At 49.6% G+C, this 14,826-nt stretch carries 17 protein-coding genes; 11 read left to right on the top strand and 6 right to left on the bottom strand.

Annotated elements, in window-relative coordinates; genetic code table 11:
* Positions 1–15: 15 nt before the first annotated feature.
* The 3 genes from KNO78_RS07610 to KNO78_RS07600 all read right to left on the bottom strand — a co-directional run bounded on the left by KNO78_RS07610 (position 16) and on the right by KNO78_RS07600 (position 2,579).
* Positions 16–441: a hypothetical protein gene (locus KNO78_RS07610; RefSeq protein ID WP_214690616.1), complete on the bottom strand. Its 426-nt coding sequence runs from the start codon at positions 439–441 to the stop codon at positions 16–18.
* Positions 442–505: 64 nt separating this feature from the next.
* A complete protein-coding gene (locus tag KNO78_RS07605; protein ID WP_214690617.1) occupies positions 506–1,699 on the bottom strand; it encodes an ABC transporter permease in 1,194 nt (397 codons plus the stop codon).
* A complete protein-coding gene (locus tag KNO78_RS07600) occupies positions 1,689–2,579 on the bottom strand; it encodes an ABC transporter ATP-binding protein (protein WP_012727001.1) in 891 nt (296 codons plus the stop codon). The genes KNO78_RS07605 and KNO78_RS07600 overlap by 11 nt, the downstream gene beginning before the upstream one ends.
* Positions 2,580–2,696: 117 nt before the next feature.
* On the opposite strand from KNO78_RS07600, the gene KNO78_RS07595 reads away from it, so the two are divergent.
* Together KNO78_RS07595 and KNO78_RS07590 are read left to right on the top strand one after the other, a co-directional pair.
* The gene (locus KNO78_RS07595; protein ID WP_214690618.1) at positions 2,697–3,641 is read left to right on the top strand and encodes a ring-cleaving dioxygenase; all 945 of its coding nucleotides are present in this window, start codon (positions 2,697–2,699) and stop codon (positions 3,639–3,641) included.
* Positions 3,638–4,237 (top strand): alpha/beta hydrolase, encoded by a 600-nt coding sequence (locus KNO78_RS07590; protein WP_214690619.1) that lies wholly within the window; start codon positions 3,638–3,640, stop codon positions 4,235–4,237. The genes KNO78_RS07595 and KNO78_RS07590 overlap by 4 nt, the downstream gene beginning before the upstream one ends.
* 5 nt (positions 4,238–4,242) lie before the next feature.
* Here the strand turns inward: KNO78_RS07590 and KNO78_RS07585 are convergent, their stop codons facing one another.
* Positions 4,243–4,731 (bottom strand): hypothetical protein, encoded by a 489-nt coding sequence (locus KNO78_RS07585; RefSeq protein WP_214690620.1) that lies wholly within the window; start codon positions 4,729–4,731, stop codon positions 4,243–4,245.
* A gap of 326 nt (positions 4,732–5,057) precedes the next feature.
* Between KNO78_RS07585 and KNO78_RS07580 the strand changes: the two genes are divergently transcribed.
* The 5 genes from KNO78_RS07580 to KNO78_RS07560 all read left to right on the top strand — a co-directional run bounded on the left by KNO78_RS07580 (position 5,058) and on the right by KNO78_RS07560 (position 9,188).
* Positions 5,058–6,113, top strand: a complete 1,056-nt coding sequence (locus KNO78_RS07580; protein WP_012726998.1) for an acyltransferase family protein — start codon at positions 5,058–5,060, stop codon at positions 6,111–6,113.
* Between the two features lie 74 nt (positions 6,114–6,187).
* On the top strand, positions 6,188–6,523 hold the full coding sequence (locus KNO78_RS07575; protein ID WP_012726997.1) for an Asp23/Gls24 family envelope stress response protein: 336 nt from the start codon (positions 6,188–6,190) through the stop codon (positions 6,521–6,523).
* Positions 6,524–6,722: 199 nt separating this feature from the next.
* Positions 6,723–7,388 carry a beta-phosphoglucomutase gene (gene pgmB, locus KNO78_RS07570; RefSeq protein WP_074036182.1) on the top strand — a complete coding sequence of 222 codons (666 nt, stop codon included), beginning with the start codon at positions 6,723–6,725 and terminating at the stop codon, positions 7,386–7,388.
* 217 nt (positions 7,389–7,605) lie between these two features.
* Positions 7,606–8,013: a Rok-like winged helix domain-containing protein gene (locus KNO78_RS07565; protein WP_074036184.1), complete on the top strand. Its 408-nt coding sequence runs from the start codon at positions 7,606–7,608 to the stop codon at positions 8,011–8,013.
* 122 nt (positions 8,014–8,135) lie between these two features.
* Positions 8,136–9,188, top strand: a complete 1,053-nt coding sequence (locus KNO78_RS07560; protein ID WP_012726994.1) for a glycosyltransferase family 4 protein — start codon at positions 8,136–8,138, stop codon at positions 9,186–9,188.
* 41 nt (positions 9,189–9,229) lie between these two features.
* Here KNO78_RS07560 and KNO78_RS07555 read toward each other — a convergent pair whose 3' ends face one another.
* The gene (locus KNO78_RS07555) at positions 9,230–10,237 is read right to left on the bottom strand and encodes an LCP family protein (protein ID WP_159562681.1); all 1,008 of its coding nucleotides are present in this window, start codon (positions 10,235–10,237) and stop codon (positions 9,230–9,232) included.
* A gap of 41 nt (positions 10,238–10,278) precedes the next feature.
* Positions 10,279–10,920, bottom strand: a complete 642-nt coding sequence (locus KNO78_RS07550) for a YigZ family protein (RefSeq protein WP_214690621.1) — start codon at positions 10,918–10,920, stop codon at positions 10,279–10,281.
* A 179-nt stretch (positions 10,921–11,099) separates the two neighbouring features.
* On the opposite strand from KNO78_RS07550, the gene KNO78_RS15685 reads away from it, so the two are divergent.
* From KNO78_RS15685 to treR, 4 genes are all read left to right on the top strand, one after another.
* The gene (locus KNO78_RS15685) at positions 11,100–12,224 is read left to right on the top strand and encodes a sensor histidine kinase (protein WP_196431028.1); all 1,125 of its coding nucleotides are present in this window, start codon (positions 11,100–11,102) and stop codon (positions 12,222–12,224) included.
* Between the two features lie 22 nt (positions 12,225–12,246).
* Positions 12,247–12,939 (top strand): response regulator transcription factor, encoded by a 693-nt coding sequence (locus KNO78_RS07540; protein ID WP_159562679.1) that lies wholly within the window; start codon positions 12,247–12,249, stop codon positions 12,937–12,939.
* Positions 12,940–13,034: 95 nt separating this feature from the next.
* On the top strand, positions 13,035–13,883 hold the full coding sequence (locus tag KNO78_RS07535; protein ID WP_214690622.1) for a DegV family protein: 849 nt from the start codon (positions 13,035–13,037) through the stop codon (positions 13,881–13,883).
* 48 nt (positions 13,884–13,931) lie between these two features.
* Complete coding sequence (gene treR, locus KNO78_RS07530; RefSeq protein ID WP_159562677.1) at positions 13,932–14,639, top strand: trehalose operon repressor; 708 nt, start codon at positions 13,932–13,934, stop codon at positions 14,637–14,639.
* The last annotated feature ends 187 nt before the right edge of the window (positions 14,640–14,826 follow it).

The following is a 14,826-nucleotide window of genomic DNA, read 5'->3' as shown; positions in this document are numbered from 1 at the left end:
CCCTGGTCACTTCAATCAGCGCATCGGACGCGCTTCGTAGCGTACTTTTGGACGTGTGCCGGCGAGTAAGAAACCGAGCACGATATTCAAGATTGTGAGCACCCATCCGACATAACCGAATGTGTAGGCAAGACTCGCCAGCATCGTTTGCCAGTCGAGCAATGCTGCTGCGTCCCCGCGGAATGTGAAGCGGATGACGGTGAAGCCAATGAGTGTCGTTGCAGTAATCATGATGCCGATCCATGCGCCACCGAAGCGGGACGTTTGAGAGCGTCTGCTGACCGGATACCAAAACGCGAGCGTTCCGATGAACGCACTGCCTGCATAGGCAAGCAGAATTTGCCATAACGCATCCGCGTCTAAGAAGACGGTATAACAGATGAACGTCGTGAGCGTCGTCATAAACGTAAAGATTAAGGCTGCGAGTAATCGTGATCGCATAGTTCGTTTTCCTCCTCATTTTGCACATTCTTTAGAGTAAACGAAAACGAATTTGCTGTAAACGTTATTGACGGTTTTGTAATATTTGTCGCCATTGTTTAATAGCGTTTGTTCCATAGAACAAGACGCCGCCACGATAGAATTTCGAGCCAATCCACAGTGTGATACCAATCGTTCCGATGAGTAACCCAATCGAAAGCGCCACTTCCCATACGGCCACATCGACGAGCATGACGCGAAGGAACATGAGCATCGGAGCGAAGAACGGGACGAACGAGAGAATGGTCACGATGGTCGCATCCGGGTTGTTCAATCCAAACATCGCGACTAAGAACGCAGCGACGAGGAGCATGATGACCGGCATGACCATTTGTTGTGACTCTTCGACACGGCTGACAAGTGAACCGAGGACAGCGAAGAGTGAGGCGTACAACAAGTACCCGAGCAAGAAGAAGACGAGTAGATAGATGACAGCCCGTGCGTTGCCGGCGTTCTCGATGACCGTCGTCGCCAGTTCGCTACCACTCGCACTTACATAACCAAACCCAAGGAAGATTCCGATTTGGATGAGGGCGAGTGTCCCGATAGCGGTCACTTTCGCAAGCATATGGGTCACCGGATGAGTCGTCGAGATGATGAGCTCCATGACACGCGATGACTTCTCCGTCGTCACTTCTGTTGAAATCATCGATCCGTACGTGATGATCGAAATGTACAGGAGCATCAACATGACGTAAACGAGCGCCGAAGACGAGAGGAGCTCATCCGAGTTCTCTCCACCGCGTCCGAGATAGGACTCGTCGAGTTGGATCGGTTCGCTGAGGGCAGCGATGACGGTCGGGTCGACATCGGACGATTCAATCAATTCCGCATTGCGCAACTGTTGTAAGGATGTTTGCAAGAGGGTCGTGAACTCCTGCTCCGGGCGTTCGGAGATAACGCGAGCATCATAGCCGTCAACAAAAGCGACGACCCCATACTCTCCGTCGTTGATGCCGGTCCGTGCCTCTTCTTCCGTAATTTCGCTAGAGGCGACGTCTTCATAGCCGAGTGATTTCATCGTGTCGACGATTTCTTTGTTCTCAGACACGACGAGTGCGCTCGCTTGCTCGGAATCCTCAAACGTAGACATGATGCGGTCGATGTTCGTAAACCCGAAGATGAACAGGATGGTTAACGCCGTCGAGATGAGGAATGCTTTTGAACGAATTCTCGATTTGAGTGTGAACGCATAAAGCGGTCCAAAGTTATGAAACATGTTGACCGACCTCCTTGATGAAGATGTCATTGAGCGATACCGGTTGGCGCATGAACGTCTTCACGTTCGCCTGATGACGGACGAGTGCCGACAGGACGGCGTCACTATCTTCGAAAGAATGTAAGCGTACTAGATGACCGGATTTGTAAGGCTCGATTGTCTCCACGACTGGGAGCGACTCAAGAATGTGGATCTGGTCCGTTTCAATAAAGAGGGCAGGCTCCTCGTAGCGTGATTTGATTGTTGGGACATCACCGCTCACGACGGCACGGCCACCTTTCAAGATACCGACGTGTTGACACAATTCTTCGACATGCTCCATTCGATGACTCGAGAAGACGATGGTCGTCCCGGCGTCACGCAACGCGAGAACTTCACGCTTCAGGATTTCAACGTTAACCGGGTCGAGGCCGCTGAACGGTTCGTCTAAGATGACGAGTTCCGGGTTATGGAGCAGGGCGGCGACGAGCTGAATCTTCTGTTGATTCCCTTTTGATAGCTGCTCGACGCGCATCGTTTCATATTGAGGAATTTCAAGGCGTTCGAGCCATGACTTGACCGCGCGTTTGGCATCGCTCCCGCGCATGCCCTTTAGGCTTGCGAGAAAGACGAGCTGTTCACGCACTTGGGATTTGGGATACAGGCCACGTTCCTCGGGCAAATAGCCGACGATGCGATGGTCGACCGCTTTACCGTTCCACGTGATACTCCCATCGGTCGGCTTCAAGATGTCGAGGATCATCCGGAACGTCGTAGTCTTTCCAGCACCGTTTGCACCGAGCAAACCAAACATTTCCCCTTGTGGGACGCGGAACGTGAGGTCGTCGACAGCTTTGAAGTCACCAAACTCCTTGGTGACGCGTTCGATATGTAATGCCATATTCTATTACCTCCTTAGAATGTCTCTTCTTCTATCGTACGCCACCTTGAGCAAAAAGTTTCACTTTTTCTGGTAAATGACTTATCTTGAAATCAAGATAATAAAAGGAGGATGACAATGAAAACGCAGTCTACGGGAATCCATCACATTTCGTCGATGGTGCAAGACCCGCAACGTACGCTAGATTTTTATGGACAGGTGCTCGGTCTCCGCTTCGTGAAACAGACCGTTAACTTTGATGACCCTGGTACGTATCATCTCTATTTTGGGGACGAAGTCGGGACACCAGGGACGGTGATCACGTTCTTTCCAATCCCGGGCTTAGGGAAAGGGCAGGTCGGGAGCGGACAGGTTGGCGTGACGACTTATCTCGTACCGGCAGGAAGTTTACCGTTCTGGGAAGAAAGACTACAACAGCACGGCATCGCGACCGTCGCCACTGAACGGTTCAGCGAGGCATCACTTTTATTTGAAGACCCGGACGGACTCGTCGTCGAACTCGTCGCCCGACCGAGCTCTAAACAGACACGCTGGGTCATCCCCGGTATAACAGAACATGAAGCAATTGTCGGATTCGCCGGAGCGACTTTGTTGTCGAAAGCACCGGACGAAACCGTGCGCTTGTTGACGGAACTGTTCGGCTTTGAACGGGTCGCGGAGGATGAAGAGTGGATCCGTTTGAAAGGGTCAGCAGATTACGGGAACGTCATCGATGTGAAGAAAACGATTTTACCAAACGGGGTCCCTGGAACGGGAACGGTTCATCACATCGCGTGGCGCGTTACCGACGGAGACCATTATCCGACCTGGCAAGACGCCATCTTTGACCTTGGGTTAAGACCGACCGAAGTGAAAGAACGAAATTATTTCCGCTCCGTCTATTTCCATGATGCCGGACGTATCCTGCACGAACTCGCGACAGACGTACCTGGATTCACTGTGGACGAATCCGTTGACACGCTCGGTGAGACGTTGCGCTTGCCACCATGGCTCGAAGCGAACCGAGATAAAATCGTCCGCACACTACCAGCAATCACGATACCGAGAGGAGAACACATATGATTCATCAATTCATTCAAGGTACAAAAGATACGACACTCATTTTATTACACGGAACTGGAGGGACCGAGCAGGATTTGATTCCGCTCGCGAAAGAACTATCGACCGAAGCGAACATTTTAACGCTTCGAGGGGATGTCATTGAAAACGGGATGTCCCGTTTCTTCCGTCGCCACGCGGAAGGGGTGCTCGACCTTGAAGATTTAAAGAAACAGACAGAGCGCTTCCTTCATTTTTTAGATGAAGCGGCGACAACGTATGGCATCGACCGGGATAAGATGATTCCGCTCGGCTACTCGAACGGGGCGAATTTAATCGGGTCGGCACTTTACCGTCATCCGGCGTTCACTGCTTCACTCCTATTCCACCCGATGGTACCGGACCGTTCATTGACGCTACCTGACTTGTTAGGAACGAACGTGTTCATCTCGGCTGGCGAACGCGACCCGATTTGCCCGAAAACAGAAACAGAAGAGCTGACGTCGACACTCCGAAACGCGGGAGCGGACGTCGAGATCTTCTATCACTCGGGGGGACATGAACTTCGTATGGAAGAAGTCGAGGCAGCACGGACATGGATCGCCGCATACCTCGACTGATTCATTCAAGCCATTTTTTTCGGTTTGTTCGGACGAGAATAGACGACGAGGACCCCTCGGTCAATCAAATAGGCGGCGAATAAACGTTTCGCTTCCTCAGCTCGCACAGTTCGGTCGATTTGGATATACAATCGGCCGAGCTTTTTTTGTGAGGTGCGCGTGAGCAACCAAATCGAGTCGAGCGTATACTGCCAACTTTGGAGCGTGTCGCCACCGATATATAAGTAGCGGTTTTGGGTGCGCTCGAGCAAGTAGTTGAGCCACCAGACGTCACGAGCCAGTTTAGCGCAGACACCGAGCACGAACGTGAGACCGAGGAAAGCCATGCTAGATAAGACAGGATGAATGGCAGAGAACCCGTTGCGGACGGACTCGAAGGCGACAAAGAGCAATCCGACGGAAAAGACGCTGACGAACCACCAGAATCCGAAGTTAGAGAATGAACGTTTTGGGTCATGCACCATATGATGTCGATTCCGGATGATCGATGCCATTCTCTCCACCTCCTTTATTAGAATATTCTGAATATTTGGTAACACCACTATACTATACTGTACCCAATCCCGTCTATTTGAATACGCACACAACATGCTGAATCGTGAGGATTTTTTGACGTTTCGGCTTGTATTCCTCGAATTATGGGAATGATGACAGTGAAGACATGAAAATTTTGTTGAAACGTAATTTCACTTAGCAGAGGAATCGCTTATGATAGGTGAGGGATTTTTCCATGACCTTCATGGATTCCGTCTATAAAAAGAACGTGAAAACATGAAGGTCAGCTTCATTGCAGTCATCATAGAGAACTAGAGGGAATGTTATGAGAAATTATTGGTATGACAATATTAAAGGAGTGCTCGTCCTACTCGTCGTCTTCGGACACTTGTTGACCGATGTCCGCGGCGCTTATGACGATATTTTACCAAAGTGGGTGTATCTTTTCCTGTATACCTTCCACATGCCGTTGTTCATCATGTTGAGCGGTTACTTTTATCGGGAGAACCGCTATTTGCGCGTAATCCAGTTATTCGTGGTCTATGTCATTTGGCAGGTCATCCTTGGGTCATGGTTCGCATTTACAGAAGGGATTCCGATTTTCTCACTTGAAAATCCAGGTCTGAATTTGTTGAAGCCGTACTGGGCGCTTTGGTATCTGATGGCCATCATTTTCTGGTACATCATCACCCCGTATGTGACACAACTGAAAGGCTACGTGTTATATGCACTATTATTCGCGCTCCTGTTCGGATTCCAAGCCGAGGCGACGGGGTATTTCGCGTTACGAAAAGTCATCATGTTCTATCCGTTCTTCTTGATCGGGAACTGGATGTCCGAGCGCAATACGCTCAACTTCTTTGAGTTACCGAAACGGGCCGAGCACCGGAATCGATATCGCATCGGTGGGGCGATTGTCTTCACCACGCTCACACTGGGACTCTTGGTCTCGATGCGGGTCCAGCAAGACGATACGTTCTATCATATCGGGAACTTGTTCAAATTCCGTTTTGCCTATGACACGGCCGTCCCAGAGGCGATGTGGAGTGGACCGTTCGCCTTTTTGATTGTTTATACGGTGTCGCTCCTCATGTCAATTAGTTTCGCGCTCATCATCCCAGGACGACAGCTCCCGATTTTTTCGCGTGCCGGGCAGTATAGTCTGTACGTCTATCTCGTCCACGTCTTCTTTGTTGTCGCCTGGAAGGCGTTTATACCGGCTGGGTTCATGCCGACATCTTGGATGCAACTGCTCGTCTTGTTCGGTGTCGCCTTTGTGATGGTCCTCGTGATTATCAGTCCACCGATGGTCCGTCTCTTGCGTCCGCTCGTCGAGATTGACGTGAAGCGAGTCCAAAATACGAAGGGTGTAAAAGGGTAAAGTCTTTTCTAAACGCTTCATTTCCGCTACACTTTATTAAGAAGAAACGAAACTAGAGTTAAGGAAGTGACCCTATGCCATACGAAAATGGAATGCACAGCACAGAAGGCGACGTGAACGTATCACGTCACGTCGTTGAAATGATCGCCGCGGTCGCGGTCAAAGAAACGAAACACGTCTCGTTCACGCAAGAAGATACGAAATTGTCAGAGCGTGCGCTCATGAAACATGTGAAAGTCGATGAGTCGGACGAAGGCATCACCATCAACCTATCGCTTTATATCGCGTACGGACAGTCGATCATCAAAACGGTGACGGCCGTCCAAGAGCGCATCACGCAAGATATGGACACGATGCTTGCGATGACACCACGTTCTGTGAACGTCAAAGTGGTCGGCATTCAGCTGTAATAAGGAAGGGGAGAGCGCATGCTCTTCTCTTTTTTGATTTTTGCGAAAACGGTTGCATCAAGAGAACGTTTTCATTTATAATAGAAATCGAACAAGTGCAACCGTTTGCATCATTGACCAAACGTGCGACGGGTACTTGTCAAGTTCCCTAAATGTAGTCTGACGACACAAGCATTTGAAGGAAAGGCGGAAAGCATGTATGTCAACGATTGAAGCAGTGATTTTCGATTTGGACGGTGTCATCACTGACACGGCAGAGTACCATTACCTCGCTTGGAAGCAGCTCGGTGAAGAGCTCGGAATTCCATTTGACCGCGAATTCAACGAAACGCTCAAAGGCGTGAGTCGGACTGAGTCGCTTGAGCGGATCCTTACGCTCGGCGGTAAACAAAACGATTTCACACCGGAAGAGAAAGCAGAACTCGCACAAAAGAAAAACGAGCACTACGTTGAACTTATTCAACATATCTCATCCGACGATCTTCTTCCTGGTATCGTTTCATTCCTCGATGAAATCAAAGAGGCGGGACTCAAAATCGGAATGGCTTCTGCTTCAAAGAACGCATTTGCGGTCGTTGACGCACTTGGGGTCCGACATTACTTCGACCATATTGTCGACGCAGCAACTGTCGCCCAATCAAAACCACACCCCGAAGTGTTTTTGAAGGCCGCTTCTGCCCTTGGCGTGAAACCCGAACTCGCCATCGGCGTTGAAGACGCGGCTGCCGGTGTAACTGCAATCAAAGCGGCAAATATGTTTGCTGTCGCCGTCGGAGAAGAATCGATGCTTGGTCATGCAGACCTCATCGTCGCTTCTACTGACGAACTGTCACTTGAACGCATCCTCGAACGCGTTCACGTGTAAATGACTACAATCATCTTCCGTGAGACGGCGACTGCCCCGAACAGTCGTCGTCTTTTTTGAGTCAAAAGTCCTAAATAGACAGAATTGCCCAAAAAGAGATGACAAACACATTACAAATCCGTTACACTTTTATAGAAGATATAGAGGGATTATTAGGAATTACTGATTTAAATTAGGGAATTCCAAATTATAATTGGATGTAGAAGGGGATTTGTGTATGGAATCTACGAATGTCAATGACCACATTTATCGAGAATTGATGGAAATTGAGGAGTCGTATCGCCAATTGCAACGACGTGCCGAGTATTTGATTGCGGAATTGAGTCGAGATAGAGAAGATAAGGACTCCATGACTGATGCGTCAAAACGCCTACGTCCGCGCCGTGTGAACCAGCGTTATCCGCTCGAGGTGTACGTTCATCAAGTGACGGATCTACTGAAAGAGCGTCAGACGATGAGCGTGCGTGATATTCAAATGGAACTTGAACTTCGTTACCGTCATCACATCAGCAACATTTACCAATTGATGGTGAAAATTGAAGGGGTCAACCCGGAAATCAAAAAAATTGGTCGCGGCTTGTATACATACGAACCGACAGAAGAAGTGGCAGCGACACTTTCATGATCCAGAGCTGATGGGGAACGCCTCATCGGCTTTTATTGTAAACGGACTGATATCCACTCCTCGATTCAAAATGTGATATAATTCGCCAGAGTCTATTTTTTTGAGAGAGGAACTGTCGGCCCATGCTATGGATTGCCATGTTGGTCAGTTTTGTGATGGCCATCTTGATTACACCGCTCGTTCGTCGATTCGCATTTTTCATCGGTGCAGTCGATCATCCGAACGCACGAAAAGTACATTTACGGACGATGCCACGAATCGGGGGTCTCGCGATTTTTATCGCATTTTTCATCGGCTACGCCTTGCTGCTTCCGACGAGTCGATATAACGACGCTATCTTGATTGGCGCTGTCGTCATTCTCCTTACCGGACTGATCGATGACCGGTTCCAGTTATCAGCCCGTGTCAAGTTGATGGGACAGATGATTGCGACGGTCGTTGTCTTGAACTCGGGGATGCGAATTGAACTCATCAATCTTCCGTTCGACCAGCAACTCTACCTCGGGTCATGGAGCATCCCGATCACCGTCCTTTGGCTGATTGGGATCACGAATGCCATCAACTTGATTGATGGTCTCGATGGTCTCGCCGCCGGTGTGTCGAGCATCGCCCTCGGGACGATTGCCGTGTTAGCCATCATTCAGGGGAACGTCTATTTGACGATGATGGCGCTCTTGCTTCTTGCGAGTACGCTCGGGTTTCTCGTTCATAATTTTTATCCGGCGAAAATCTTTATGGGCGATACGGGAGCACTGTTCCTCGGGTACATGCTCGCCGTCTTCTCGCTCATCGGGTTTAAGAACGTGACATTGTTCTCGCTCGTCGTCCCGGTCCTCTTGCTCGGGTTGCCGATCTCGGATACAATTTTCGCCATCGTGCGCCGGCTCGTCCAAGGGCGACCGCCGATGTCGCCGGATAAATCGCATATGCATCATCAGTTGATCGATATGGGCTTCACGACACGGCAAGCCGTCTTGCTCATGTACGGGATGACCTTGTTCTTTGGCATCTCATCCATCTTGTTCGCCAAGACGACGATGCTCGGTGCGGTCATCACGTTCATCGTCGTGTTGATTGTCATTGAATTGATCGTGGAATCAACCGAACTGATTCATCCAAATTATAAACCGATTATTCGCACGTCCCGACGACTGCTCGGTCGACCGCGAACCTAAAAAATAGCCAGTATCGCCGCGCGATACTGGCTATTATTGTTTTAGTAAGTGATTGTCTCAGTCATCGTATCGTCTGTTTCGTCAGTTGATGGTTCATCCGCTGTAACGGGCATGCCGAGCTCCGTCTGGAGAAGGGCCTGGGCGTCACGAAGGTCAGCCGGGTCGATTTCATAATAGTAGACCCCGTTCAGCGTCAGGTCCGTCCCTTCAAGTGTTTCGCGGTTGAACGACTTCAGCGATTTTGCGTAAGGCTGAAGTTGTGAGGCCTCTGACAACGTCATGTTCGTCCGGATGTTCTCGCCGACAGCATTCATGATCCGGTTCAGCTTCGTAAACGAGTTGATGGTCGTCGCCTCATTGATGATGGCCTCGATAACTTGCTGTTGTCGACCGGCTCGACCGATGTCGCCGGCAGGGTCTTGCTTCCGCATCCGGGCATAGGCAAGTGCTTCTTTTCCGTTCAAGACTTGAACGCCAGGCTCTAGCTCGACATTTCCGGTCGCTTTTCCAGAGATGGGGATGAGGACATCGATCTCGACGCCACCGACCGCATCGACCAAATCTTCGATTCCATCAAAGTTGATGGTCGCATAGTAATCGATTGGGATGTCGAGCAGGTTCTCGACGGTCGCGATGGTCGTGTCAATGCCTCCGTAAGCGTAAGCATGGTTGATCTTGTCTTTGAACGGATCCTCATCGTCGATGATGATGTCGACATATGAGTCGCGTGGGATGCTGACGAGCGTCACTTGCCGCGATTCCTTGTTGAACGTGGCGACCATGAGCGAATCAGTCCGTCCTTCCTCGAGCGAGGCGCCGCCATCGACTCCTGCTAACAGGACGGAAAAGTGATCTTTCGTCAAGTCGATGGTCTCGTCGCGACGTTCTGACTTGTCGCCACGTTCCAACGCCTTGTTCGCGTTTTCGGCGGTTTCATTCGCTTTGAAGACAAAATAGCCGAAAGCGGAACCACCGATGAGCAATACGACACCCAACACGATGAGGACAATTTTCCAAGGTGATCTTTTCTTGCGTGGGGGTGTTTTCATGTTGTTTCCTCATTTCAGTCGTTTCTTTTAGTATAGGCGTTTCAGCGTTTGAAATCACGTTCGATGATGCGGATCCCATGAGTTTGAAGCTGACCTTGACCGTTCGTCATGTCTGTCAGCCAAGCGAGCGCCTCCTCTTTCTCTTCCACGGGTACCGAGACATGAAACGTGACGAGGTCCGCGTAGATGATGTCATCGAGCAGATAGCTAGACTGTCTCAACTCGTTTTCGACTTTCCCAATCCATGTATAGTCGACGGTGAGTGTCAATTGTTGCATCGGTAGGCGTTCGACGATGCCGATCGCATCAAGTCCTTCGCTTACAGTTCCACCGTAGGCACGAATAAGTCCGCCGCCACCGAGCTTGATTCCACCGAAATAACGTGTCACGACGACGACCGTATCTTTCAAGTGGCGTTTGCGTAACACCTCGAGCATCGGCATGCCGGCCGTACCGCTCGGCTCACCGTCGTCGTTCGCTTTTTGGTGCTCGTTCCGTTCCCCGATGATATAGGCGGAACAGTTATGGTTTGCATTCCAATTCTCTTTCTTGGTGGCTTGGATAAACGCCTGCGCCTCTTCCTCTGTTTCGACACGTTTGAAATGAGCAATAAATTTTGATTTTTGGATAACGACTTCGTATGTTCCACTTTGTTTTATAGTATAATTTGACTCAATAGACATTTCTGAAAATTCTCCTTTCTATTTTTAAATATTTTTTTTAGAATTCAAGTAGGCACATACGCTATTTATAGCGAATGGAATTATAGAAAATCTCTCATGTCCGCTGTAAACCTGTTTAGAGTGGGACGATATATAAGAATAGATGAGGATTAACTACCGAACTATTAGGGGATGGCATCGTGAATCATATTACCGATCGGACAGCTTTAGAACATATCATAACAAATATGATTGAAACGGTGACGGAAAGTAAAGAGGAGATTGTCCGTATAACCGAAAGTTCTGCAACTGAATATTCAGCAATTCAAAACGAGTTAAAAGAATTGACGGATAAAATCGAGTTCTACATCGAGGAGTCCGATCGACTCGACCGACTCGTGAAAGCTGCAAAGGCCAAGCTCGTTCAAGTCAGTAAAAAGTTTCATATACATAGTGAACAAGAAATTCGCGAAGCCTACGAACGGGCAAATCAAATGCAACTCGAACGCTTTCTTGTCCAAAAAGAAGAGATGGCGGCACAGCAACGCCGGAACGACTTAGAGCGTCGTCTGCTCATCTTAGAGGACACGATCGAACGTGCCGAAAAGTTGATTGGTCGCGTGAGTGTCGTCTTGAACTTCTTACGGGATGACTTACAGCAAGAGTATTCGGACATGATGAAAAAACAAGAGATGGCCATCGGCGTATTCGAAGCGGCTGAGCGCGAACGGCGCCATCTCGCCCGCGAGATGCACGATGGTCCAGCGCAATCGCTTGCTCATATTCTGATACGGGCCGACCTGATTGAAAAGACATTTGATAAACGAGGAAAAGATGAGGCATTTGCCGAATTACATGAATTGAAAAAGCTAATTCGTGGGGCGCTCGTCGACGTCCGTCGTTTGATTTATGATTTACGTCCGATGTCGCTTGATGATTTAGGCTTTTTGCCGACGCTCGAGCGCTATCTCCATCAAACGGAGGAGTATACGGCAATCAAGACACGTCTCAACTATCGAGGGTCGCGTGCGCGATTACCGGAGAAGCTGGAGATTAACGTGTTCCGTCTCGTTCAAGAATCGGTACAAAATGCGATCAAACATGCAAAAACAGCCGAAATCATCGTCAATGTCGAGCAAGCGAGCGACGTGATTCACATCCACGTCCGCGACTATGGCATCGGGTTTGAACCGAGCGCAATTGGCGAAGAGTCGTTTGGGATTGTCGGAATGCGCGAACGAATTGAATTGGTGAACGGAAGCATCACCATCGACTCGGAAGTCGGCAAAGGGACAGTCGTCCGGATGTCGATTCCGATTCCGTGAGAGAACAAGGGGGAAGACATACATGGAAATGACACAGACACGCATTGCGATCGTGGATGATCACGAACTGTTCCGCGAGGGATTGAAGCGGATTTTTGATTTGGAGGATGAATTTAAAGTTGTCGCCGAAGGGCGTACGGGACGCGAAGCAATCCGCATCGCTGGCGAGCAAAAACCGGAAATTCTAATTATGGATATCAACATGCCGGACATGAACGGAATCGAGGCGACGAAGCAACTGTCACTTCTTTCACCAGAGACACGTGTCCTCATTCTGTCAATCCATGATGATGAGTCGTATATCACACATGCGCTTGAAGCGGGGGCATCAGGGTTCTTATTAAAAGAAGTCGCATCGACAGAATTGATCTCGGCAGTCCGTGCCGTCGCAAAGGATGGGGCGTATCTTCATCCGAAAGTGACAACGAACGTACTGAAGGATTACCGCCGTCTCTTACAATTCAAAGGGGAACAGGCGGGACGTGGCGTCGAGAGCCGTACAGATGACCCGGTCTATCAATTATTGTCGCGCCGTGAGGTCGAGGTGTTGCACCTTCTCGCCGACGGTCGCTCGAACCGAGACATCAGTGACATGCTGTTTATCAGTGAGAAGACGGTCAAAAACCACGTCTCCTCCGTACTTCGTAAAATGGACGTGAACGACCGGACGCAAGCCGTCGTGGATGCGATTCGCCGGGGTTGGGTCGAGATTTGAGCGTCACCGATGCTTTACCTCGTTTTTGTGTTACAATATGGAATGGAATCCTAACATAATTGGAAAAATGAAACGACGTAAAGTGAGGATATAGTATGGGAAACATTGCGATTTTAACCGACAGTACCGCCTATCTGTCGGATGATTTTTTGGCGCGACATGACGTCCATGTCGCACCACTCAGTGTCATCTTCGATGGCGCGTCGTACCGCGAGTCGATTGATATGTCGACCGAGGCGTTTTATGAGCGTATCGAGGCGGGTAACCTGCCGACGACGTCGCAACCGGTCATCGGTGAGACGGTGGAATTGATTGAAAGCTTGCCGGACGATGTGACGGACGTGATTGCGATCACGCTCTCCAGTGGAATCAGCGGAACGTACCAATCGATGGTCGCGCTAAATGACATGGTCGATGTGACGGTTCATGCGTTTGACTCAGAGATTTCGTGTATGCCGCAAGCGTTCATGGTCGAAGAGGCCCTTCACCTCCGTGACAACGGGGCGACACCAGAAGAAATCATCGCCCGACTTGAAGCGGTCCGTGATTCGATTCGCGCGTACTTCGTCGTCGATGACCTCGACCATTTACAACGCGGCGGACGATTGAGTGCGGCGCAAGCGCTCGTCGGATCGTTCTTGCAAATCAAACCGGTCCTTCATTTCCAAGATAAATTGATCGTCCCGTTCGAGAAGATTCGGACATACAAGAAGGCCGTACGCCGAATCGAAGAGATGATGGACGAATCGATTGCCGGGGACGGCGAAGGGTACTGCATTGGTATCATTCACGCCAACTGCCCGGAGCGTCAGGCGGAAGAGATCGCTTCGATGAAGCAGAAGTTTCCGAAAGCACACATCTCGGGAAGCCATTTCGGTCCCGTCATCGGAACGCATCTCGGACCTGGTGCAATCGGCATCACGTGGTATCGTCGCGAATGGTAAGAGAGACGACCGTCTAAGGTCGTCTTTTTCAATGGAGGAGGGAATGAAATGGCGAAATATCGCCAAATCTTTGAGCGTCTGGCAGAAGAGATGCGAAATGGCACGAGACCCGCTGACTCAAAGCTTCCGTCTGAAACCGAGTTGATGCATCAGTTCGAGGCCAGCCGGGGGACGGTCCGGAAAGCGCTCGATCTTTTACAGGAGAACGGGTATGTCCGGAAGCATCATGGAAAAGGCGTGTTCGTGTTGAAACGTGACCAGATCGAGTTTCAATTCAATGGCATCGTCAGTTTTTCAGAGGTCTACGCGAGCATGCTCGGTCGTTCCATTCAGACCCACGTCGCTTCGTTCGAAGAGATAGAAGCCCCGACATGGCTCGCCGAACGGATGAACTTAGCGCCAGGGACGCATGTGTTTCGCATCGAACGGGTTCGAAACTTTGACGGGGAGAACGTTATCTTAGATATCAACTATTTCGTCAAAGATCTCGTCCCCGGTCTGACAGAAGAGATTGCGGCTCGATCGATTTATGGATATATCGAAGATGAGCTTGGGCTACAAATCAGCTATGCGAAACGGAAGATTGCAGCTGAAGACGTGACGGAACTTGACCGGAAACGGCTCGACTTGCATGACTATGAATACGTCATCGTCATCACGAACGATACGTTCTTATATGAAGGACAACAATTTGAATATACGGAGTCGCGTCACCGATTGGACAAGTTCCAGTTTAGCGACGTCGCCCGTAGGTAAACCTCTTTCGTACAGGAAGGGGTTTTTTGTTTGTCCTAAGTCAAAATAGGGGAATTTTAACAGTAAATCACGACGCAAAACTTTCATGTTTAACTTGTATATATAAGTTGTTGACTTAACTTATATAGATAAGTTATACTTTGTTTGTACTCATAAGTAACCGTTTTCATTTACAGTTTTCAAACAA

Source organism: Exiguobacterium sp. s132 (assembly GCF_018617235.1).
Lineage (GTDB): Bacteria > Bacillota > Bacilli > Exiguobacteriales > Exiguobacteriaceae > Exiguobacterium > Exiguobacterium profundum.
Note: the sequence above shows the minus strand (reverse complement) of the source record. Positions and strands in the feature narration are given on the sequence as shown.

Coding starts and splice junctions, on each gene's coding strand:
- KNO78_RS07535 (WP_214690622.1), top strand. CDS start 13,035: ATGGGAAACATTGCGATTTTAACCGACAGTACCGCCTATCTGTCGGAT.
- KNO78_RS07595 (WP_214690618.1), top strand. CDS start 2,697: ATGAAAACGCAGTCTACGGGAATCCATCACATTTCGTCGATGGTGCAA.
- KNO78_RS07575 (WP_012726997.1), top strand. CDS start 6,188: ATGCCATACGAAAATGGAATGCACAGCACAGAAGGCGACGTGAACGTA.
- KNO78_RS07580 (WP_012726998.1), top strand. CDS start 5,058: ATGAGAAATTATTGGTATGACAATATTAAAGGAGTGCTCGTCCTACTC.
- KNO78_RS07555 (WP_159562681.1), bottom strand. CDS start 10,237: ATGAAAACACCCCCACGCAAGAAAAGATCACCTTGGAAAATTGTCCTC.
- KNO78_RS07605 (WP_214690617.1), bottom strand. CDS start 1,699: ATGTTTCATAACTTTGGACCGCTTTATGCGTTCACACTCAAATCGAGA.
- KNO78_RS07550 (WP_214690621.1), bottom strand. CDS start 10,920: ATGTCTATTGAGTCAAATTATACTATAAAACAAAGTGGAACATACGAA.
- KNO78_RS07600 (WP_012727001.1), bottom strand. CDS start 2,579: ATGGCATTACATATCGAACGCGTCACCAAGGAGTTTGGTGACTTCAAA.
- KNO78_RS07560 (WP_012726994.1), top strand. CDS start 8,136: ATGCTATGGATTGCCATGTTGGTCAGTTTTGTGATGGCCATCTTGATT.
- pgmB (WP_074036182.1), top strand. CDS start 6,723: ATGTCAACGATTGAAGCAGTGATTTTCGATTTGGACGGTGTCATCACT.
- treR (WP_159562677.1), top strand. CDS start 13,932: ATGGCGAAATATCGCCAAATCTTTGAGCGTCTGGCAGAAGAGATGCGA.
- KNO78_RS07610 (WP_214690616.1), bottom strand. CDS start 441: ATGCGATCACGATTACTCGCAGCCTTAATCTTTACGTTTATGACGACG.
- KNO78_RS07590 (WP_214690619.1), top strand. CDS start 3,638: ATGATTCATCAATTCATTCAAGGTACAAAAGATACGACACTCATTTTA.
- KNO78_RS07585 (WP_214690620.1), bottom strand. CDS start 4,731: ATGGCATCGATCATCCGGAATCGACATCATATGGTGCATGACCCAAAA.
- KNO78_RS07540 (WP_159562679.1), top strand. CDS start 12,247: ATGGAAATGACACAGACACGCATTGCGATCGTGGATGATCACGAACTG.
- KNO78_RS07565 (WP_074036184.1), top strand. CDS start 7,606: ATGGAATCTACGAATGTCAATGACCACATTTATCGAGAATTGATGGAA.